This is a genomic window from Marinomonas phaeophyticola (genome assembly GCF_026966905.1).
Classification (GTDB): Bacteria; Pseudomonadota; Gammaproteobacteria; order Pseudomonadales; family Marinomonadaceae; genus Marinomonas; species Marinomonas phaeophyticola.
In genome coordinates this window covers 353,120-373,376 of the sequence record NZ_JAPUBN010000019.1, presented here as the reverse complement: position 1 = coordinate 373,376, position 20,257 = coordinate 353,120, and the positions used below count along the sequence as shown (strand labels likewise).

At 40.5% G+C, this 20,257-nt stretch carries 24 protein-coding genes and 1 tRNA gene; 7 read left to right on the top strand and 18 right to left on the bottom strand.

Going from position 1 to position 20,257, the window contains the following annotated elements:
* Positions 1–31: 31 nt before the first annotated feature.
* Positions 32–1,093 carry a tRNA preQ1(34) S-adenosylmethionine ribosyltransferase-isomerase QueA gene (queA, locus tag O1D97_RS15945; RefSeq protein ID WP_269127159.1) on the bottom strand — a complete coding sequence of 354 codons (1,062 nt, stop codon included), beginning with the start codon at positions 1,091–1,093 and terminating at the stop codon, positions 32–34.
* A gap of 153 nt (positions 1,094–1,246) precedes the next feature.
* Between queA and O1D97_RS15940 the strand changes: the two genes are divergently transcribed.
* Together O1D97_RS15940 and O1D97_RS15935 are read left to right on the top strand one after the other, a co-directional pair.
* A tRNA-Leu gene (locus O1D97_RS15940) sits at positions 1,247–1,332 on the top strand.
* Positions 1,333–1,402: 70 nt separating this feature from the next.
* A complete protein-coding gene (locus tag O1D97_RS15935) occupies positions 1,403–1,573 on the top strand; it encodes a DUF2986 domain-containing protein (RefSeq protein WP_269127158.1) in 171 nt (56 codons plus the stop codon).
* A gap of 44 nt (positions 1,574–1,617) precedes the next feature.
* Here the strand turns inward: O1D97_RS15935 and rluF are convergent, their stop codons facing one another.
* From rluF to rsmI, 4 genes are all read right to left on the bottom strand, one after another.
* The gene (gene rluF, locus O1D97_RS15930) at positions 1,618–2,361 is read right to left on the bottom strand and encodes a 23S rRNA pseudouridine(2604) synthase RluF (RefSeq protein ID WP_269127157.1); all 744 of its coding nucleotides are present in this window, start codon (positions 2,359–2,361) and stop codon (positions 1,618–1,620) included.
* A gap of 26 nt (positions 2,362–2,387) precedes the next feature.
* On the bottom strand, positions 2,388–2,861 hold the full coding sequence (locus O1D97_RS15925) for a YehS family protein (protein ID WP_269127156.1): 474 nt from the start codon (positions 2,859–2,861) through the stop codon (positions 2,388–2,390).
* A gap of 78 nt (positions 2,862–2,939) precedes the next feature.
* Positions 2,940–4,202, bottom strand: a complete 1,263-nt coding sequence (locus O1D97_RS15920) for a DEAD/DEAH box helicase (protein ID WP_269127155.1) — start codon at positions 4,200–4,202, stop codon at positions 2,940–2,942.
* Between the two features lie 42 nt (positions 4,203–4,244).
* Positions 4,245–5,105 (bottom strand): 16S rRNA (cytidine(1402)-2'-O)-methyltransferase, encoded by an 861-nt coding sequence (gene rsmI, locus O1D97_RS15915; RefSeq protein WP_269127154.1) that lies wholly within the window; start codon positions 5,103–5,105, stop codon positions 4,245–4,247.
* A 43-nt stretch (positions 5,106–5,148) separates the two neighbouring features.
* On the opposite strand from rsmI, the gene O1D97_RS15910 reads away from it, so the two are divergent.
* The 3 genes from O1D97_RS15910 to O1D97_RS15900 are packed head-to-tail and all read left to right on the top strand — an operon-like array spanning position 5,149 to position 7,911.
* Entirely contained in the window at positions 5,149–6,957 is a 1,809-nt protein-coding gene (locus O1D97_RS15910; protein ID WP_269127153.1) for a penicillin-binding protein activator, read from the top strand.
* Complete coding sequence (locus O1D97_RS15905; protein ID WP_269127152.1) at positions 6,929–7,312, top strand: YraN family protein; 384 nt, start codon at positions 6,929–6,931, stop codon at positions 7,310–7,312. The genes O1D97_RS15910 and O1D97_RS15905 overlap by 29 nt, the downstream gene beginning before the upstream one ends.
* 5 nt (positions 7,313–7,317) lie before the next feature.
* Positions 7,318–7,911, top strand: coding sequence for an SIS domain-containing protein (locus tag O1D97_RS15900; protein WP_269127151.1), 594 nt, complete (start codon positions 7,318–7,320; stop codon positions 7,909–7,911).
* Between the two features lie 24 nt (positions 7,912–7,935).
* Here the strand turns inward: O1D97_RS15900 and O1D97_RS15895 are convergent, their stop codons facing one another.
* From O1D97_RS15895 to zapE, 8 genes are all read right to left on the bottom strand, one after another.
* Complete coding sequence (locus O1D97_RS15895; protein ID WP_269127150.1) at positions 7,936–8,322, bottom strand: ClpXP protease specificity-enhancing factor; 387 nt, start codon at positions 8,320–8,322, stop codon at positions 7,936–7,938.
* An 82-nt stretch (positions 8,323–8,404) separates the two neighbouring features.
* On the bottom strand, positions 8,405–9,037 hold the full coding sequence (locus O1D97_RS15890) for a glutathione S-transferase N-terminal domain-containing protein (protein ID WP_269127149.1): 633 nt from the start codon (positions 9,035–9,037) through the stop codon (positions 8,405–8,407).
* Between the two features lie 96 nt (positions 9,038–9,133).
* Positions 9,134–9,916 (bottom strand): cytochrome c1, encoded by a 783-nt coding sequence (locus tag O1D97_RS15885; RefSeq protein ID WP_269127148.1) that lies wholly within the window; start codon positions 9,914–9,916, stop codon positions 9,134–9,136.
* A gap of 2 nt (positions 9,917–9,918) precedes the next feature.
* Positions 9,919–11,154 (bottom strand): cytochrome b, encoded by a 1,236-nt coding sequence (locus O1D97_RS15880; protein WP_269127147.1) that lies wholly within the window; start codon positions 11,152–11,154, stop codon positions 9,919–9,921.
* The gene (gene petA / locus O1D97_RS15875) at positions 11,154–11,747 is read right to left on the bottom strand and encodes a ubiquinol-cytochrome c reductase iron-sulfur subunit (RefSeq protein WP_269127146.1); all 594 of its coding nucleotides are present in this window, start codon (positions 11,745–11,747) and stop codon (positions 11,154–11,156) included. Before petA ends, O1D97_RS15880 begins: the two co-directional genes overlap by 1 nt.
* A 187-nt stretch (positions 11,748–11,934) precedes the next feature.
* Positions 11,935–12,327: a 30S ribosomal protein S9 gene (gene rpsI / locus O1D97_RS15870; RefSeq protein ID WP_191603083.1), complete on the bottom strand. Its 393-nt coding sequence runs from the start codon at positions 12,325–12,327 to the stop codon at positions 11,935–11,937.
* A 14-nt stretch (positions 12,328–12,341) separates the two neighbouring features.
* Positions 12,342–12,770: a 50S ribosomal protein L13 gene (gene rplM, locus O1D97_RS15865; RefSeq protein WP_269127145.1), complete on the bottom strand. Its 429-nt coding sequence runs from the start codon at positions 12,768–12,770 to the stop codon at positions 12,342–12,344.
* Between the two features lie 187 nt (positions 12,771–12,957).
* Entirely contained in the window at positions 12,958–14,055 is a 1,098-nt protein-coding gene (zapE, locus tag O1D97_RS15860; RefSeq protein ID WP_269127144.1) for a cell division protein ZapE, read from the bottom strand.
* Between the two features lie 127 nt (positions 14,056–14,182).
* Here zapE and O1D97_RS15855 point away from each other — a divergent pair, with 127 nt between their 5' ends.
* Positions 14,183–14,608 carry a ZapG family protein gene (locus tag O1D97_RS15855; protein WP_269127143.1) on the top strand — a complete coding sequence of 142 codons (426 nt, stop codon included), beginning with the start codon at positions 14,183–14,185 and terminating at the stop codon, positions 14,606–14,608.
* Between the two features lie 33 nt (positions 14,609–14,641).
* Here O1D97_RS15855 and O1D97_RS15850 read toward each other — a convergent pair whose 3' ends face one another.
* Positions 14,642–15,403 (bottom strand): Nif3-like dinuclear metal center hexameric protein, encoded by a 762-nt coding sequence (locus O1D97_RS15850; protein ID WP_269127142.1) that lies wholly within the window; start codon positions 15,401–15,403, stop codon positions 14,642–14,644.
* 21 nt (positions 15,404–15,424) lie between these two features.
* Between O1D97_RS15850 and O1D97_RS15845 the strand changes: the two genes are divergently transcribed.
* Positions 15,425–16,483, top strand: coding sequence for a S1C family serine protease (locus tag O1D97_RS15845; protein WP_269127141.1), 1,059 nt, complete (start codon positions 15,425–15,427; stop codon positions 16,481–16,483).
* Here O1D97_RS15845 and O1D97_RS15840 read toward each other — a convergent pair.
* From O1D97_RS15840 to murA, 4 genes are read right to left on the bottom strand one after another with little or no spacing between them, the layout of a single operon-like run.
* On the bottom strand, positions 16,477–17,016 hold the full coding sequence (locus O1D97_RS15840) for an SRPBCC family protein (RefSeq protein WP_269127140.1): 540 nt from the start codon (positions 17,014–17,016) through the stop codon (positions 16,477–16,479). The genes O1D97_RS15845 and O1D97_RS15840 overlap by 7 nt on opposite strands.
* 2 nt (positions 17,017–17,018) lie before the next feature.
* Positions 17,019–18,329, bottom strand: coding sequence for a histidinol dehydrogenase (gene hisD / locus O1D97_RS15835; RefSeq protein ID WP_269127139.1), 1,311 nt, complete (start codon positions 18,327–18,329; stop codon positions 17,019–17,021).
* Positions 18,330–18,337: 8 nt separating this feature from the next.
* Positions 18,338–18,973 carry an ATP phosphoribosyltransferase gene (gene hisG / locus O1D97_RS15830; RefSeq protein ID WP_269127138.1) on the bottom strand — a complete coding sequence of 212 codons (636 nt, stop codon included), beginning with the start codon at positions 18,971–18,973 and terminating at the stop codon, positions 18,338–18,340.
* Between the two features lies 1 nt (position 18,974).
* Entirely contained in the window at positions 18,975–20,237 is a 1,263-nt protein-coding gene (gene murA / locus O1D97_RS15825; protein ID WP_269127137.1) for a UDP-N-acetylglucosamine 1-carboxyvinyltransferase, read from the bottom strand.
* Between the last annotated feature and the right edge of the window lie 20 nt (positions 20,238–20,257).

Genomic DNA, 20,257 nt, shown 5'->3' with positions numbered 1-20,257 from the left:
AAACATTCAGGGCGCTTTTCGCTCATTAAACTCATTCCTCACTCTCCGGTCCAGTTGCATTTGGATTCCGGTCAATAAACATGGCGTCGCCATAACTAAAAAATCGATATTGCTCTTCAATTGCTACGCGATAAGCATTCATCACGTTATCATAACCTGCAAAAGCACTGATCAACATGATTAGAGTCGATTCTGGTAGATGAAAATTCGTCACCATGGCATCGACGGTCTTAAACTCATAACCAGGGTAAATAAAAATGCTAGTATCTCCTGTCATTGCCTGCAAACTACCAGATTGACTCGCCGACTCCAAACTACGAACACTGGTTGTTCCAACAGCAATCACGCGACTACCATTAGCCTTAGTTTTTTCTACCAGATCAACAACGTCTTGCTCCACTTCAATATACTCAGCGTGCATTTGGTGATCTTCCACCACCTCAACTTTAACAGGCTGGAACGTTCCTGCGCCCACATGCAGAGTGACAAAAGCAATATTCACACCTTTATCTTTTAACTTTTGCAGTATGCTGTCATCAAAATGAAGACCCGCTGTTGGCGCGGCTACGGCCCCTGGTTTCTTATTGTAAACCGTTTGATAACGTTCTTTATCGCATTCCTCATCTGGCCTTTCAATATAGGGAGGCAGTGGTATATGACCAACTCGTTCTAACACATCAAGAACAGGCTCATCAAATTTAAGATGAAATAAAGATCCCTTACGTGCCAACATTTTAACAGCAACAGATTCATTTCTATCTGTTCCAAGTAAAATATCACTACCTGCTTTAGGCGATTTACTAGAACGCACATGAGCTAATATTTCGTAGGGGGACAACAAACGCTCAACCAAAATCTCTAACTTGCCTCCAGACGCCTTCTGCCCAAAAACACGAGCCGCAATTACTCTCGTATTATTAAACACCATTAAATCGCCGGGATTAACAATATCCAGAATTTGCTCAAACGATCGATGACTCAACTCCCCTGTCATACCATCTAACTGAAGCAGACGACTGGAAGTACGAACTTCCGTTGGGTAGCGTGCAATTAAAGAATCAGGTAAATCGAACCGATAGTCGGAAACTCGCATGATCTAAAAGTACTCATTAAAAAAAGACCCAGCATTCTATCGAAAAATCAGACAAAAAGGTATGAATTGGAGCCTTTCTTAAAAAAATCATAAGACCTAGCAAAAACATTTGACAAAACGCTAGAATTAATCATAATACTGGCACGTTTTCAAGCCAGTGTGGTGGAATTGGTAGACACGACGGATTCAAAATCCGTTGCCTAATAAGCGTGGCGGTTCGAGTCCGCCCACTGGTACCAATTAAAAAACCTGATCGTGAGATCAGGTTTTTTTTTATCTTAATTATGATCAAGCACATTCGAGAACCATATGAATCGTCGCAAAAAAATCAAACAAATTTTGACTAAAAAATCCAAAAAAGCAAACGAAAAAAACCTCCCTAAAAATAAAGAAAAATACATCGCCAAGGCAGATCGTATTAACTTAGACCAAGATTTAACACAAGAAAATGCGGCCGAGGAAGTCGTCACCCAAAAGTAAGAGCGACAATTCTCTAGCCTAATTTTGAAATAACAACATCAAACTTAGGCATCTTCTGTTTTCTTTGAGTCCTTTACGGCACCATTAATTTGCGTCATCTCGTCTTCCGTCAAATCTCGCCACTGCCCAGGCCTCAAAGCCTCCAGACGCACATTCATAATACGCGTCCTCTTAAGCCGAACAACATCATAGCCTAAATATTCACACATACGACGAATCTGACGATTCAAGCCTTGAGTTAAAACAATCTTAAACATATTTCTACTCTGAGGCGTTACTACGCAAGGTTTAGTCACAGTATCTAGAATAGGCACACCCTGGGACATCCTTTTAATAAAACGATCTCCAAAAGGCTTATCAACCGTTACCAGATACTCCTTCTCGTGATTATTACCCGCTCTCAGAATCTTATTAACAATATCTCCATCACTGGTTAAAAAAATCAAACCTTCTGACGGTTTATCTAAACGTCCAATTGGAAATATCCTTTCTTTATGACCAATAGCATCAACAATATTGCCTTTAACATGCCTCTCTGTCGTACAAGTAATACCGACAGGCTTATTATAAGCTATGTAAGTTCGGTCCGATTTATTATTTGAGGTTGGATTAATCCTCTCACCATCAACACTTACAACATCTCCATGGAGAACCTTTGTGCCAAGCTCAGGTATACATCCATTAATTTCCACACGCTTTTGCTCAATCAACTTATCAGCCTCACGACGAGAGCAAAAACCAGACGCACTTATAAACTTATTTAAACGAGTTGCTGTGGTATCAGTCACATTTTCACCTTGCACATTTTTCTACTTTATTCATTTACGTCAGCAGGACGATGCTTCAACTGCAAACCTTGCAAAAACTGCCTTAGCACTTGGTTTTTACATTCCCTGTAATGCTTATGTGTCGACCTTCTGAAAAAAGCGCTCAACTCATGACGACTAATCTTAAAATTAGCCAATTCAATCAGTTCTAAAATATCTTCAGCTTTCAAATTTAAAGCGATTTTTAACTTGGCAAAAACCTGATTATTCGTCAAGCGAGTTTCAGCAACCACCTCAGCCCCATCCTTCGAACCTCTTTTATCCACAATCAAGCCATTTAGAAAGCTTGCCAATACCACATCTTCACAAGTCTTAAAGCTTTCGTGCTCATCCTGCTTCAACCAGTCACTAACCTCTGAACGAGATACCTTCAAACCACCCAGACCAAATAATTTAATCATTTTGTCATCACTGAAATCAAAAATAAAACGCACTTTGCGCAGCACATCATTGTTTGTCATTATATTTTCTCTATCGGAAAAACTACTATTTTATTCATCCACGACATTAAGAGGACGATCGAATTATCAATATTAAAACTATCTTTTACGTGCATGCTTAGACGACTGTATTGCCTTTTCCCTTGCTCGCTTTTTAGCATTACCACTGCGGTGTTTTTTAGATGTAACCTCTTCCGCATTCAGGTCAGGCTCAAACCCTGGGTACCACTGCTGGACCAGAGTCTCCCCCATCACCTCTTCCACATCCTTCAGTAAATACTGCTCTTTTACAGAAACCAAACTAATTGCCAACCCTTTATTACCCGCTCTTCCTGTACGACCAATACGATGAATATAATCTTCGGCATTATAAGGCAACTCAAAATTAATCACCTGCTCAAGGCTTGGTATGTCCAACCCCCGAGCCGCAACGTCTGTCGCGACAAGAGCCCTTAACCGCCCAGACTTAAAATCACTCAACACTCTATCACGAGCCCCTTGAGACTTATCTCCATGAATTGACTGAGCCTCCAGCCCATCTTTAACCATTTCCTTAGCCAAATCATCCGCACCTTGCTTTGTACGTGTAAAAATCAGGACTTGCTGCCAATTCTTTGAACCTATCATATAAGAAATAAGCTCCCTCTTACGCGCACTATCAATGGCATATACTACCTGCTCAACTTTGACCGCCGCTTGGTTTCTTTCTCCGACCTCAATATACACGGGCGATGACATAAGAGATTTGCTTAGCCCATAAACCTCATCATTAAACGTCGCAGAAAAAAGAAGCGTCTGTCTCTGCTGTGGCAACATTTTTAATATTCGATTTACCTCGGTCATAAACCCCATATCTAACATTCGATCCGCTTCATCAAAAACCAAAATTCCCAAAGAACTAAGATCTATTAATTTTTTAAAAGCCAACTCTAGCAAACGACCAGGAGTAGCGACCAATATACTCGCCCCCAACTTCAACTCATTGGTTTGAGTATTAATACTGGCGCCTCCATAAGCCACAACCGATCTCACGGAGGTCTTTGAGCTATAACTTACACAACTTTTATACACTTGCTGAGCCAGCTCACGCGTGGGTGCCAAAATTAACACCTTAATTTTAGGTACGCCAAAATTCCTTACCTCAGAACCCGAAGGATCAATAGTTTCCTGTAACAACCGATGTAAAATAGGTAATACAAATGCGGCCGTTTTGCCTGTTCCCGTTTGCGCACCCGCAACAACATCCTTTCCATTCATAATGGAAGGTATGGCCTGCATTTGTACAGGTGTCGCCAGCGTGTAACCTAAATCTGCCACCGTTTTTTGCAATAACTCATGCAGACCAAGAGATTTAAAACTCATAAATATAATTCACTAAATAATAATTCAAACAAAACAGATCACTTATGACTGCATTTCCAAGGCTATTTGATATAAGGCGTTCTTCTTTTCACCGGTAATTTTTGCCGCCAACTGAGCGGCCTGCTTAACAGGAAGATCCTCCAATAAAACAGCAAGAATTCGGCGGTTTTCAATGTCTTTAGATTCAACATCGGTTTCTTCTCGATAATCAAGCATTACCACAAACTCGCCTTTTAACTGATTTGCATCTACTGAGAATTGCTGCAAAATCTCTTCGGCAGTACCAGATAAAAAAGTTTCGAACGTTTTGGTTATCTCTCTTGCCAATACAAGCTTCGCTTTAGAGCCGAAAACAGTCTCAACATCCTTCATAGAGTCGATAATACGATGCGTAGACTCGTAAAACACGACCGTTCCAGACTGCTGCTTCCAAGAAGACATTACATCTTTTCTAGATTTTGTTTTAGCAGGCAAAAAACCAGCAAAAAAGAACTGATCTGTAGGTAATCCAGATGCGCACAAAGCCGCAATAAGAGCGGATGGACCTGGTACTGGAATAATCAAAAAGCCCTTATTACGCAAATAACTCACCACATGATAACCCGGATCCGAAATGAGTGGCGTACCAGCATCAGAAACCAAAGCAACCGACATACCTTGAGACAACAATTCTCCTATATACGCGGCTTTATCTCTTTCATTATGGTCATGCAAAGAAAATAAACGAGTCTCTATTCCAAAATGATTCAATAACCGTTTAGTATGACGCGTATCTTCGGCAGCAATATACTCAACCGCCTTTAATGTGCTAATTGCACGACTACTAAAATCTTCTAAATTACCAATTGGAGTCGCAACAATATATAGAGCGCCTCTCGCTTCATCTGTACTATGTGATACCATATTGTCTCTTTGTCATTTTACTACAGGATATGAGTTTTAAACCATGCGCATCATAACACTATCTTTATTCGCTGTATTGTTAAGCGCCTGTAACTCTGTTGAAGTACAGCAAAAAACAAACACGAACAACGAAGCGCTATCTAGCATAGAAAGCGCCTCTTTTGAAACATGGATGACGCTCGCTCGCTCTGCTGAGAATGAAGAAATTGCTGCGAGTTATTTTTTAAGCGCAGCAGAAGCAAAAAACCAAGAAAAGGATTATGCTAAAGCTCTTGAAATACTCACAGAAAATGTCATTAATCTAAACACTCAATCCACTTTTAAAGGACTATTATTAGCGGCAAACATTAGCAACCTACAAAACACACCACTTAAAGCGCTAAGCTATTTATCTAAAGCAAAAAGAAACCCTTTATCCAACCATCCAAATAATGCAAATAAAATAAGTATATTAAGAAGCGAATCATTAGAACAGCTAGAAAATTGGCCAGCGGCCGTCAAAGAAAGATTAAAACTTAGCTTGTCATTACCTCTAGAAGAAATTGACTACAACCAACAACAACTTTGGTCTGACATTCAAAATCTTACTGATTCAGAAACACTTTATTTGCAAAATGGTAACGACTCTATTTTAAATGGCTGGCTTTCTATTAGCTCAATATTAAGGCAGAACGCACTAACAACATCAGAACAACTTAATGCATTCACTCAATGGCAGCTACGCAATCAATTTCACCCTGCAGCGACAGCACCACCAAAAGACTTCCTGATTCTTTCTGATATTGACGAACTAACACCAAAAAACATCACCTTATTACTCCCTCTTACGGGTAAACTTCGTGATGCCTCACAAGCAATCTTGGATGGATTCTTATACTCTCATTTCGCACAACCACCGCCTAGAGCGGAAGTACACCTAATCGACACAGACACAACAAACTCAATGGAAGAGGCATTAGTTCAAGCGGCATTCTACACTCCTGACATTATCATAGGCCCACTACAAAAGAGCCACCTTGCAGAGCTCAACCATTTAGATTTAAACACTCCACTTATTGCTCTTAACAGATTAGATAATCAACCAGTATCTCCAAATCTGTTCCATTTTTCCCTTAATGCCAGAGATGAAATTATCGAACTAATACGCCATGCCCAGAGCGAAGGAGCAAAAACAACGGCCGTTATTAGCACGCAGGATACATGGGCCCTTAGACAAGCCGACGAATTTAGATACATAGCAGAAAACAATGATGTCGAGCTACTGACACAACTGGATTATGAGAACACCCCCAAAAGTAGACAGGACACTATTAAGAAATTACTTCTTGTCGACGAAAGTCAAAGGAGAAAAAAATGGCTAGAATCAAAGCTATCAACCGATATCACGTCGGCCGAGCGCTCTAGACAGGATTTGGATTATATATTCTTTGCCGGTCGCTTTGCGGATGCCAAGCAAATAAGGCCTCTTTTAGACTTCTATTTCGCATCAAACATACCTTTACTAGCAACCAGCACTATCAATAACAAACAATTAGATGGACTAACAAAAGAAGAAGACATAGAGAGGATTATTTTCAACGAGCTCCCTTCTATTGTTAGAGCTAAAAATGATGATCTTTTATTCAACCGGAACGATTCTAATTTTATAAAACGCCTAAAGTCTCTCGGCCAAGACGCTCATTTATTAGCCAATAGGTTCCCTATATTTCAACAAGTCAGTAATGCAAAAATGTCAGGTAGCACAGGCATTCTGTCACTTGATAAAAATCAAATTTTCAACAAGCGGACTGAATTAGTTACTTACAAACAAGGAAGACTTATCAATGCAAAGGAAACAAGCCCAAACGAATGATCTACCATTAAAAAAAACCATCGGAAATCAAGCCGAAAAATTAGCAAAACTATTTTTAGAAAACGAAAACTTAACTTTTATTGAAAATAATTTTTTATGTCAGTTTGGAGAGATAGATTTAATTTTTACAGACTCAAATAGCATTATCTTTGTAGAAGTAAGATACCGCTCCTCAAAATCTAGAGGCTCTGCTGCTGAAAGTATTACCCTTTCAAAACAGAGAAAAGTATCAAAATCAGCCCAATACTGGCTAAAAAAACAACAACTAGAGCTATCGCCAATCCGATTTGATGCAATTTTATTCGACGGAGAAGTTAGCATTAATAATTTAAACTGGATAAAGGCAATATTTTAACCACTATGGATTTTCAAGAAACGATCTATACTCAATTTGCCCAAAGCTTCGAAGCACAACAACAAGCTTTTGAAAACCTACCTCCTCACATTGAGCATGCAGCACATGTCATTTTTAGCACCATCGCTGCCGGCAACAAAATTATGTGCTGTGGCAATAGTACGGGTTCCTATTTATCTCAATACTTCAATACACTCTTAATAGATAGGATGGACAGAGAAAGACCTGGATTGCCCTCAATCAACTTAGCCTCCGAAGGCACTGCAATTCTTGCGATCAGCCATAACGATAGCTATCACGATGTTTTTTCAAAACAAATTACAGCTTTAGGCAATGCCGGGGACGTTTTATTCGTCGTGGCCAACAGGGGCAACACATCCCCAATAATACAAGCAATCCAAGCCGCCCATGAACGAAAGCTCCATGTTGTCGCCTTAACAAGTCCAGAAGCAAAAAACATATCATCTTTAACATCTCAGGATGACACCGAGATAAGAATAAACCTATTAGGTGCAGCAAGAGTACACGAATGCCAGACCTTAGTAATTCACACTCTCGTTGAGTTAATTGAACGACAGTTATTCGGCTATGAAGAGTAAAATCACAGCCGAATAATCAAGCACTCATTTAACAACTTGCAACTTAAACCCTTTTTCCCTTTTAGGCTCAGTTGGAGGCGTTGGGTCTGAATCATTCGGAAACTCTTCTTCCGGAAAAAACAGTCCATCGCCATTTTCCTTTGCATATACAGCCTGTGCTGCAGCAATAGGCACATACACATTCATTGATTTACCAGAGAATCGAGCCTCAAAAGAAACACCATGCTGATCCATCAATAGATTTCTCACAGCCCCCATACTTATATTAAGAACAATCTGCCCATCCTGAACGAATTCAACAGGAACAACAGCTGACTCGTTATTTGCATCAACAAGCAAGTAGGGAGTCAAATCATTATCTACAACCCACTCATAAGCCGCTTTCAATAAATAAGATCTTTTCGGTTTCATGTACACTTCCAATTAAAAATCGCATTAAAAAAGGAGCTCAAAAGCTCCTCTTAGATATCCATCTTAAACCTAATCACTTAGATCAATCAAGACGCATTTCCTGCTCAGCTTCAGACAGACTTTCTATGAAAGACTCTCTAGAAAACAAAAGATCCATATATTTATGTAGATGCCTTGCTTGATCTTTAGGAATCTCAACACCCAAAATTGGAAGGCGCCATAAAATAGGAGCCATACAACAATCCACGATAGTAAACTCATCACTCATGAAATACGGTTTTTCTTCAAAAATCGGAGCAACATTCATTAAACCTTCACGTAGCTCTTTCTGCGCTTTAGCAACGGCTTCTGCATCCTTACTTATCAGAATTAAGTCAACCAACTTTGCCCAATCACGCTGAATACGATACATAAACAAACGACTTTCAGCACGTGCCACAGGATATACAGGCAAAAGCGGAGGATGAGGAAAGCGCTCATCCAAATATTCCATCATTACATTTGGCTCATACAAAACCAAATCACGATCAATAAGAGCAGGAAGCTCATTATATGGATTTATATCTGCCAATTCATCTGGCTTATTAAATGGGTCAACATCAATAATATCAACCGTGACTGCTTTTTCAGCCAATACTATTCTAACTCGATGACTATAATGATCTTCCCCATCAGAGAAAAAAGTCATTGAGGAGCGTTTAGCGATAACACCCATGTAAAACCCCTATTATAGAAACAACGAAAACCCCATCCGGGGCCACAAAACAAAAAGCAGCAATTAATCACATCGTAATCAATTGCTGCTGCATTTTTAATGTATTTCTTTCCAATATTCTTTATTAAGAAGGAAAGCAAAAATACCAAACAAAATAATAAATAAGAGAACTTTTAGACCCAAAGATTCACTTTGTAGACGGCTTGGTTCACCCATGTAAACCAAAAAGTTAGTCAAGTCATATACCACTTGCTCAAACTCATCATCACTAAGCTGCCCTTTTGATTTTTGAGCAATTACATCACACTTCTCTTCGGTTAATACATCACCAGTCAAAGTATCAAATAAAGGCTTACCATGCTCATCATGTGCAGGAGCTTGAGCACATGTCATATGACGAACACCCTGTAAAGATTCAAGAACATTCGGCATACCCACATTAGGGAAAACCGTATTATTCACACCCCAAGGACGAGTTTCATCCTCATAAAAGGCTTGTAAATAGCTATAAACCCAATCTTTACCACGAACACGTGCAACCAAAGTCAAATCAGGCGGTGGAGCACCAAACCAACCTTTAGCGTCAGCAGAATCCATTGAGTTAGACATCAAGTCACCGATTTTCTTACCCGCAGGCAACAAGTGCTCCTCAAACAACTCCGCAGGAATACCCAAGTCAGTTGATGCACGCTCAAAACGAGCATACCCCGCATCATGACAGCCCATACAATAGTTAGTAAAGGTCTGAAGACCTCGCTGGAGCGAGGACTTATCATGTAGATCAGCGCTCATATGCTGAAGCTCAACACCAGCGCCACCAGAAGCAAAACCCAAAACAGGTAATACAGCCAGTGCAACTGTTACAAAAAACTTTTTCATTATTACACCCTCTCTGGCACTGGTTTTGTACTTTCCCAACGAGTATACCAAGGCATTAAAATAAAGTAAGCGAAGTATACTACGGAAGCAATTTGAGCAATTGTCGTACGCAATTCAGTCGAAGGTAAAACACCCAACACACCAAGCACTACAAAACTAATACAAAATATAAACAAGAAGATTTTACTAATCCACCCCTTATAAAGCATTGATTTTACAGGACTACGATCCAACCAAGGCAATACGAATAGAATCGCGATAGCACCACCCATTGCCACTACACCCCAGAACTTCGCATCTAGGCCGAACAATGGGAACGTTACTGCTCGCAAAATGGCATAGAAAGGAGTGAAGTACCACACTGGAGCAATATGCTCTGGTGTTTTCAACGGGTTTGCCGCTTCAAAGTTAGGCTTCTCAAGGAAATACCCACCCATTTCAGGGAAGAAGAAGATAACCGAGCAGAATACAAATAAGAATACAGCAATACCCACCAAATCATGAACAGAGTAGAAAGGATGGAATGGAATACCATCTAAAGGAATACCGTTCTCATCTTTATGCTTCTTAATATCCACACCTTTAGGATTATTTGAGCCAACATGATGCAAAGCAAGTAAATGCAGAACCACTAATGCGACCAAAACCAAAGGTAGAGCAATAACATGCAAGGAGAAGAAACGGTTCAAAGTAATACCAGAGATAAGGTAATCACCACGAACCCATTGAGCTAAATCAGGCCCAATAACAGGAATAGCACCAAATAACGAGATGATAACCTGCGCACCCCAGTAAGACATCTGCCCCCATGGAAGCAAATACCCCATAAACGCTTCTGCCATAAGCAACAAATAAATAGCCATACCAAATAACCACACTAATTCACGTGGTTTTTGATAGGAACCGTAAAGCAATCCTCGAAACATATGCAAATAGACCACAACAAAAAAAGCTGAAGCGCCTGTTGAATGCATATAACGAATAAGCCAACCGTACTCGACATCACGCATGATATATTCAACCGAAGCAAAAGCCGCTTCAGCAGAAGGCGTAAAACTCATTGTTAACCATACACCTGTAAGAATCTGGTTAACTAAAACAACCATGGATAACACGCCGAATATATAAAAAACATTAAAGTTTTTTGGCGCGTAATACTTACTCATATGCTTTTCATAAGCCTGAGTAACAGGAAGGCGATCATCAATCCATCCCATTAGATTTTTTAAAGCAGCCATTATGCATTACCTCCATCAACACCAATCTCAATCACAGTATCGGTTAGGTACTGATGAGGTGGAACAGACAAGTTAATTGGCGCAGGAACACCATTATATACACGACCAGCCAAGTCAAACTTAGACCCATGACATGGACAAAAATAACCACCAACCCATTCTGGGCCCAAATCCTCAGGAGCAATCTCTGGTCGGTATGTTGGAGAACAACCAAGATGCGTACAGATTCCTAGAAGAATGGAGATTTCTGGTTTGATAGAACGATAGCTATTTTGAGCATAAGAAGGTTGTTGCTCTTTTATCGACTCAGGATCACTTAATTTTGAAGATATTTTTTCTAAGTTAGACAAGGTTTCAGGTGTTCTATTTACCACCCATACTGGCTGACCTCGCCACTCAACGATCATCTGTTGACCAACTTCTAACTTACTTATGTCGACTTTGACCGGAGCACCAGCTGCCTTAGCTTTTGCACTCGGGTTCCAAGAAGCAACAAAGGGGGTCGCTACACCAACTGCACCAACTGCACCAATAGCACTAGTTGCTCCAATCAGAAATCGACGTCGACCTTTATTTACGCCGCTTTGACTCATTATGGTTCTCTCCCACCAAATTACAAATATCAGCCACTAAGCTGACAATCTTAAAATTATTGCCTTGCGAATAGTAAAAAAAACAAGCGTCTCTGGCAAGGAAACATTCCTTTAACAGATAAATATACTGATATAACGCATAAAAAAAACGCCTGGATAACCAGGCGTTTTAAACAAAATTCCAATATTAACGCTTGGAGAATTGTGGACGACGACGCGCTTTGCGTAGACCAACTTTCTTACGTTCCACTTCGCGAGAGTCACGAGTTACGAAACCAGCTGTACGTAGAGCACGACGAAGAGATTCATCGTATTGCATCAATGCACGAGTAATACCGTGACGAATTGCACCCGCCTGACCAGAGATACCACCACCTTTAACAGTGATATAAACATCAAACTTCTCTGTAGCATCAACCAACTCAAGAGGCTGACGAACTACCATGCGAGCTGTTTCACGACCAAAGTATTGTTCAATTGTGCGATTATTGATAACTAGATTACCAGCACCGGCTTTTAAAAACACACGTGCAGTAGAGGTTTTACGACGACCTGTACCGTAGTATTGATTAGCAGACATAATGATCTTCCGTATTAAAGTTTAAGTTCTAGAGGCTGTTGTGCTGCATGTGGATGCTGAGTTCCAGCATACACTTTCATTTTCTTGTGCATTGCACGACCTAAAGGACCTTTAGGCAACATACCTTTAACGGCAAGTTCAAGAACACGCTCAGGAGCATGATCAATCAACTTTTCAAAACTCATGGAACGAAGGCCGCCTGGATAACCAGTGTGGCGATAGTATTGTTTGTCTTGTGCTTTGTTACCAGAAACGTGTACTTTTTCAGCATTAATAACAACGATGTAATCACCAGTATCAACGTGAGGAGTATATTCTGCTTTATGCTTACCGCGTAAACGGCGAGCGATTTCTGTAGCTAAGCGACCAAGTGTTTTGCCTTCAGCGTCAACGATATACCAATCGCGTGTCACTTCAGCAGGTTTTGCAGTAAAAGTTTTCATCAAAAACCCTTTCAATTTGCACACATTATAGCGTGCTCAATACCTATTATTATTGGTTGCTAAACAAACAGCTCCTAAAAGCTCTTATTTAACAACTTGCATATACCTTAAAAAAGGCGAGCAAATTATACATTAATTAGCCAGCACAATAAAAGCAGTTTTTAAAACTAAATAGTCAGCACCCTGTTCATGGCCTATGTTCAAGGGACAAGTACTCTTCGGATTGCATTTCTAATAATCTACTGACTGTCCTATCATACTCAAAAGCCAATTGGGTTCCCGTATAAATTTCATGGATAGGCACCTCAGCCGAGATTATCAGCTTAACATGCCGATCGTAGAACTCATCAACCAAACTAATAAATCGTCTGGCTATATCGTCTTTAGAGGCATCCATTTGAGGCAAGTCGCTTAACACTATCGTCGTATACAACTTAGCTATTTCGATATAGTCCACCTGACTACGAGGCCCATCACACAATGAAGAAACACTAAACCATGCCACATCCTCACAACTTTCTATTAAAGATATTTTTCGCCCCTCTATCTCAATAGCCCCACCCTGCTTGACTTGATTCAAATCAGGCACTAAGCGAGCAAAACTCTCCGAAAGACTCTTATTTGCACCATCACCAAGAGGCGTATAGTAAAGCTTAGCTTGCTTTAATGCCCTCAAACGGTAGTCTACACCACCATCAATGTTCATTACCTTGGTATGTATTTTCACCAACTCAATGGCAGGCAGGAATCGAGCTCTTTGCAGACCGTTTTTATACAAACCGTCGGGCTCTATATTTGATGTAGCCACTAAGGAAGTACCATTTTCAAACAACACTTTTAGCAAACCAGCCAAAATCATGGCGTCAGTAATGTCTTTTACAAAAAACTCATCAAAACAGATGATTTTTGCTTTTGATGCAATTCGCTTTCCAACAATTTCTAATGGATTTTTGACATCATGCAGTTGTTGTAACTCTTTATGAACCATCTGCATAAATCGATGGAAATGCAACCTTGTCTTTCTTTCAAAAGGTAGACAGTCATAAAAGGTATCCATCAAGTAGGTTTTCCCTCTCCCTACTCCGCCCCAAAAATACAAACCTTTTTCCACGTCGACCGCTTCATGTTTTTTAAAAAGCCCAAAGATCCCTTTCTTTTTAGTCACTTTTACTTCAGTCAATCGCAAAAATAAATCTTGCAACGCCATCACGGCCTCTTCTTGTGCAGGATCGTAATTAAAATCTGGACGCTCTAGGTCCTTCTTATATCGCTCGAGTGGTGTCATTTTTACCTATCACACAGTTAATTAATTTAACAATTCTATCAAAATCATATCAAAACCACATCATTAGGAGTGTCCTAACTTAAGGTCTTTCCGTTATAATAGCGCCATTCATTTTCAGGAGTTAGTCATGAACCTAGAAGTATTTGACATTATCATTTTTATTACCGGCGCGGCATTAGGACTTATTATTGGTCTTATCCTTAAGAAAGGAAACCTTAACGCAACCAAAAAAACAACCAATGGCACTCACATTCCATCAGAAGCAGTCCAATTTGAAGTTGAACGAAAACAAACTGAAATTGATGATTTTTTCACAGAAGCCAACGAAAAACTTATCGTAGCTGAAAAGGCTGTTTTAGAGCTAAAACGCCAATTATCTACCGGTACAAACGCCCTTGCGACAAGCAAAGTTGCTTCAGAATCATTAAACTCACCAGAAACAGGCAGTACCGAAACTGAAGAAAAGACACCTGAAGAGCCACCAAAAGATTATTCAATTGACGCCTCAGGTACGCTCAGCGAAGATTTTGGCCTACAATCTAAGACAAAATGATCCCTGCTTATCGTGAATTGATATTGGTAACTGCTACGCTGGGTTATCAATATCAATAAACTCTACACTCAAACCAAATTCCGCCTTTAAATAATCAGCCAACTGAATAACCCCAAATCTTTCTGTTGCATGATGACCTGCCGCACAGAAATGAATACCCATTTCCCTCGCAACATGAATGGTTCTTTCTGATACTTCTCCTGTAATAAACACATCAGCCCCCATCAATGCAGCCTGCTCTATGTAGTCTTGCGCTCCGCCCGTACACAAAGCAACTTTACTTATTTTTCTATCATTCACTTTTTCAAATAACACATCCCGACCAACCGCCACAGACACTAGACACCTAAATGATTCCACGGACATCACACTCTTTAAATCGCCAATCAGCCCAATTGCATTCTTTAACTCAACACCCGACTGCAATCCTATACGGTTACACAATCCTAACGCGTTTGCTAATCCCGCATTATTACCTAACTCTGGATGTGCATCCAAAGGCAAGTGATAGCCAAACAAATTAATATCATGCTTAATAAGAGATGAAATTCTACGGTATTTCATCCCGGTGATAGGGTACGCCTCACCTTTCCAGAAATATCCATGATGCACAATGATTGCATCTGCATTTACCTTGATTGCTTCATCGATTAGTGCCTGAGATGCCGTCACACCAGTTACGACTTTTTTAATCTCATCAACTCCCTGTATCTGCAAACCATTAGGGGCATAGTCTTTAAACTGGCTCACATTTAATATAGCATCTAGCTCACTAGCTAGTTTATCTCTATTCATTTTTCCACCAAGATTCAATTTATGACAATAAAGTTATTTGGAACTGCATTTATTCTGCTTCTTATCGGCTCAAGCATCGGCTGGGGACTTAAAGCTCTACAAGTAAAGACTAATCCTTCAAACCATTCATTCACAGCCCCCATTAGCAAAACAACACCTTACGTTGTTAGTATCTATACCTATAAAAAAAATCAACATACCAAACCACTAAAAAATGAACACCAAGCAGAAAGCCTAGATAGCCTTGGCTCAGGAGTGATCATTAAGAACGGCTACATTCTTACCAATAAACACTTAATATCCAACACAGATAAAGTAATAGTGGTTCTGAATAACCAACAACGAATTACATCAAAGTTAGTCGGAAGTGACAGCGCAACCGATCTTGCCGTCTTACAAATCCCTCACGAGGATTCACCCAAGCACCCTATAGAAACCTCAAACAACATCCAGGTCGGTGACATTGTACTGGCTATAGGAAGCCCCTACGGACTCAAAAAATCAGTAACGATGGGAATCATAAGCGCCCTTTCAAGAAGCAACATTGGCCTCAATCACTACGAAAATTTTATTCAAACAGATGCAGCCATTAACCCAGGGAACTCTGGAGGCGCCTTAATCAATAATAACGGAGAGTTAATTGGTATTAATTCGGCCATTTTCTCAAATACCGGCGGCTCACAAGGAATAGGATTTGCTATCCCAATTGCAGATGCCCTCTATGTAATGCACGAAATAATTAAATACGGAAAGATAGAACGGGGTTATTTAGGCATTAAAACAGAAGCAATCACACCTGAAATAGCTCAATCATTAGCTCTTCCCATCAACAAAGGCCTATTAATTTCCAAAGTCGACAATATGAGCCCAGCTCAAGAGGCGGGCATACAAATTGGCGACATCATTGTAAAAATAAACGATATGGAAATCCTCACGCCTAAGGACGCACAATCCCTAATTACAAAACTTCCTATCATGTCAAAAATCAGCGTTATTGGAATAAGAGGAAATCAGTCCTATCAAGCCAATATCACCATTGAACGCTTCCAAGAAATGGGGCACTCAAGCCAATATTATTGAAGCGCTTCTTTTAATGTGTCTAAACTTGCCTCTAAATTACTGCCTGCGATATCATTAGCAAAAAGAGCAATGTATGGCCCAATCAAACCAGCGCTTAATTCACCATTAACACTCCAAACCACTCTCACACCTTGACCCTCGCGATACCACCCCAAGCGGTTAGTCACAGGCAAGATTCCTTTTTTGGGAATAACAGAAAAAATGATTTCCTCATCACCAAAAGACAACACATCCAATCGCCCATCTTCAGCATCAAGGTTTTTAATTCTGAGAGACTGTTTTTCGTCCAACAAGAATGCAGGTTCAGTCACAAACACCCCTTCATTGGGCAGGTGCATCCAGCGACTCCAAACCGACAAATCATTCAAATAAAGCGACATTCGTGAAGGAGACGTATTTATAAAAATAGACCTTTCTATATAATACTGACTTGGTAACAACATTCCAATTGCTACCAAAGCCAAAATCACAACAGCCAATACACGCGTAACCCAACGCAATTGATACAAAGCACTAGTCGGCTTTACTTCCATAACTATTTAGACTCTAAAATACGATATTCCGCAGACAAAGCATGCGCTTCTAACGACTCACCCCTTGCTAAAGGAGAAGCTATTTTCGCAAGCTCGCTCGCCCCTTCAGGAGAACAATAAATTAATGAGCTCCGTTTTTGGAAATCATATACACCAAGAGGCGAAGAGAATCTTGCAGTTCCGGACGTTGGTAACACATGATTTGGCCCAGCACAATAATCACCTAAAGCTTCTGGCGTATGACGCCCCATAAAGATAGCACCGGCATGTCGAACTTTACCAACCCACTCCTCAGGATTATCGATAGACAACTCTAAATGCTCTGCCGCTACATGATTAGCCACATCAATCGCTTGCTCCATACTTTCAACATGTATAAATGCACCTCGAGACTCCAACGACGTCAAAATAATGGCTTTCCTAGACTGAGTCTCGATCAGTCTTTCCATCGACTGCTGCACCTTTTCAAGAAACAATGCATCAGGAGATATTAATATAGATTGAGCATCCTCATCGTGTTCCGCTTGCGAAAACAAATCCATTGCAATCCAATCCGGATCAGTCTTGCCATCACAAACGACTAAAATTTCGGACGGACCAGCAATCATATCGATCCCAACCACGCCAAAAACCATTTTTTTCGCTGTAGCAACATAAATATTACCAGGGCCAACAATCTTATCGACTTTTGGAATCGTCTCTGTCCCATAGGCCAATGCAGCAATCGCTTGCGCACCACCGACGGTAAAAACTTTATCAACACCCGCAATATCTGCTGCAGCCAAAACTATATCATTTACAAAGCCATCGGGTGTCGGAACCACCATAATGATTTCTTTTACACCTGCTACCTTCGCAGGCATAACATTCATTAAAACAGACGAAGGATAGGCCGCCTTCCCACCAGGAACATAAACACCAACACGATCTAAAGGCGTAATTTTTTGCCCAAGAATAGTACCGTCCGCCTCTTGATATTGCCAAGATTCCTGCACTTGTTTTTCATGGTAATCATTAACTCTTTTAGCCGCGGCCTCTAAACTAAGAACAATACCAGAATCGACCCTGGCTCTTGCTGCCTGCAATTGTTCCTTGCTAATTTCGAGCTCACTAGGACTTGCTACCTGCCGACGATCAAAACGATTAGTAAATTCAACAAGCGCAGAATCGCCCTCTCGACGAACTGAGTCAACAATGTTCAATACGCTAGCCTGCACATCCAAATCTGATACAGAATCCCAAGCAAGTATTGAATCAAGCTTTGAATAGAAACCTTCATCCTTGGACGAAAAGTTAGTAATATTAATTTTCAAAACGCCTCCTAAGCCTTATTGGCAGCATCTCTAAGCATTTCCAAAATTGGCTCAATTTGCTGATATTTTGTCTTATAGGCCGCTTTATTAACAACCAAACGCGTACTTATATCAGCGATATGATCCCTCGCCTCCAAACCATTAGCCTTGAGTGTATTGCCAGTATCTACAATATCCACAATTAGATCAGCCAACCCCATAATTGGAGCCAACTCCATTGCACCGTAAAGCTTAATGACGTCGGCCTGGATACCTTGTTCAGCAAAGTATGCTTTGGCCGTTTTAACAAACTTAGAGGCAACTTTCAAACGCCGACTAGGTAACTCAACCCCAACAACACCAGCGGTCATCAGTCTGCATTTTGCTATTTTCAAATCAACCAATTCATATAAATTTTTAGTTGATGACTCCATTAGCACATCTTTACCCGCCACACCAAAGTCAGCTACACCGTGTTCAACATAGGTGGGGACATCCGTTGCTCTTAAAATCACCAACTTAATGTTGTCATGATTCGTATCAAAAATCAGTTTCCGGCTTTTCTTAATATCTTCTATAGGTATGATGTTCGCCTTCTCAAAAAGCGGCAAGGTTTCTTCAAGAATTCGCCCTTTAGAGAGCGCAATTGTCAATGTATTTTTCATTTTAATTTAACACCCGAGAAATTTTTGCACCCAGAGACCCTAACTTTTCTTCTATGCATTCGTAGCCACGATCAATGTGATAAATACGATCAATTTTTGTTTCACCTTGAGCAACCAAAGCCGCCAATACAAGGCTGGCTGAAGCCCTAAGATCAGTGGCCATAACAGGCGCACCCGTTAAACTCTCACACCCTCTTACAATGGCCGTATTACCAGTTACTTCAACTTCAGCACCCATACGCATCAATTCATTTACATGCATAAAACGGTTTTCAAATATATTCTCCGTAATACTACCCACGCCCTTAGCAACTGAATTCAATGCCATAAACTGTGCCTGCATGTCTGTCGGAAATGCAGGGTACGGAGCGGTACTTATATTTACTGCCGTTGCTCTTTCCCCTTTCATATCCAGCTCAATCCAATCATCACCCGTTGTAATAATCGCACCCGCCTCTTCCAGCTTTGCAATAACCGCTTCAAGCGAACTCACATCAGTATCAATCACCCTTACCTTGCCACCAGTAATAGCACCGGCAATTAAAAAGGTTCCCGTCTCAATGCGGTCTGGCATCACTGAATAAGTTGTTCCATGCAGCCTATCAACACCGTCAATAATGATTGTGTCTGTACCATGCCCTGAAATTATTGCCCCCATAGAGATCAAGCATTCAGCCAAATCCACTACTTCAGGCTCTCTCGCTGAGTTTTCGAGCACAGTCCTTCCTTCTGCTAGGCAAGCAGCCATCAAAAGGTTTTCTGTTCCTGTTACCGTTACTTTATCAAAGAATATGCGCGCACCTTGTAAACGCCCGTCAACACTTGCAATAATATTTCCATTTTCCACTTCGATTGTGGCACCCATTGCCTCTAAACCACGTAAATGAAGGTCTACCGGACGACTACCAATAGCACAACCACCTGGTAATGAAACAACAGCCTTCCCAAAATGGCTAATCAGCGGGCCAAGGACCAAAATAGAAGCCCTCATAGTTTTCACTAATTCATAAGGGGCTTCATAATTATCAAGAGTTGAAACGTTTAATTCGACCCCCATTTTTTCATCAACAACAACACCACACCCCATAGAGCCTAATAATTCAAGCATGGTGGTAATATCATGTAGATGAGGTAAATTTTTAATCGTTATTAAATCTTTTGTTAGCAAGGTTGCAGCCAAGATAGGTAAGGCGGCATTTTTCGCACCCGAAGCCCTGACAACACCATTTAAAACTCGACCACCACTAATAAGTAGCTTATCCATAATTTTTCTCTTTTTATTAG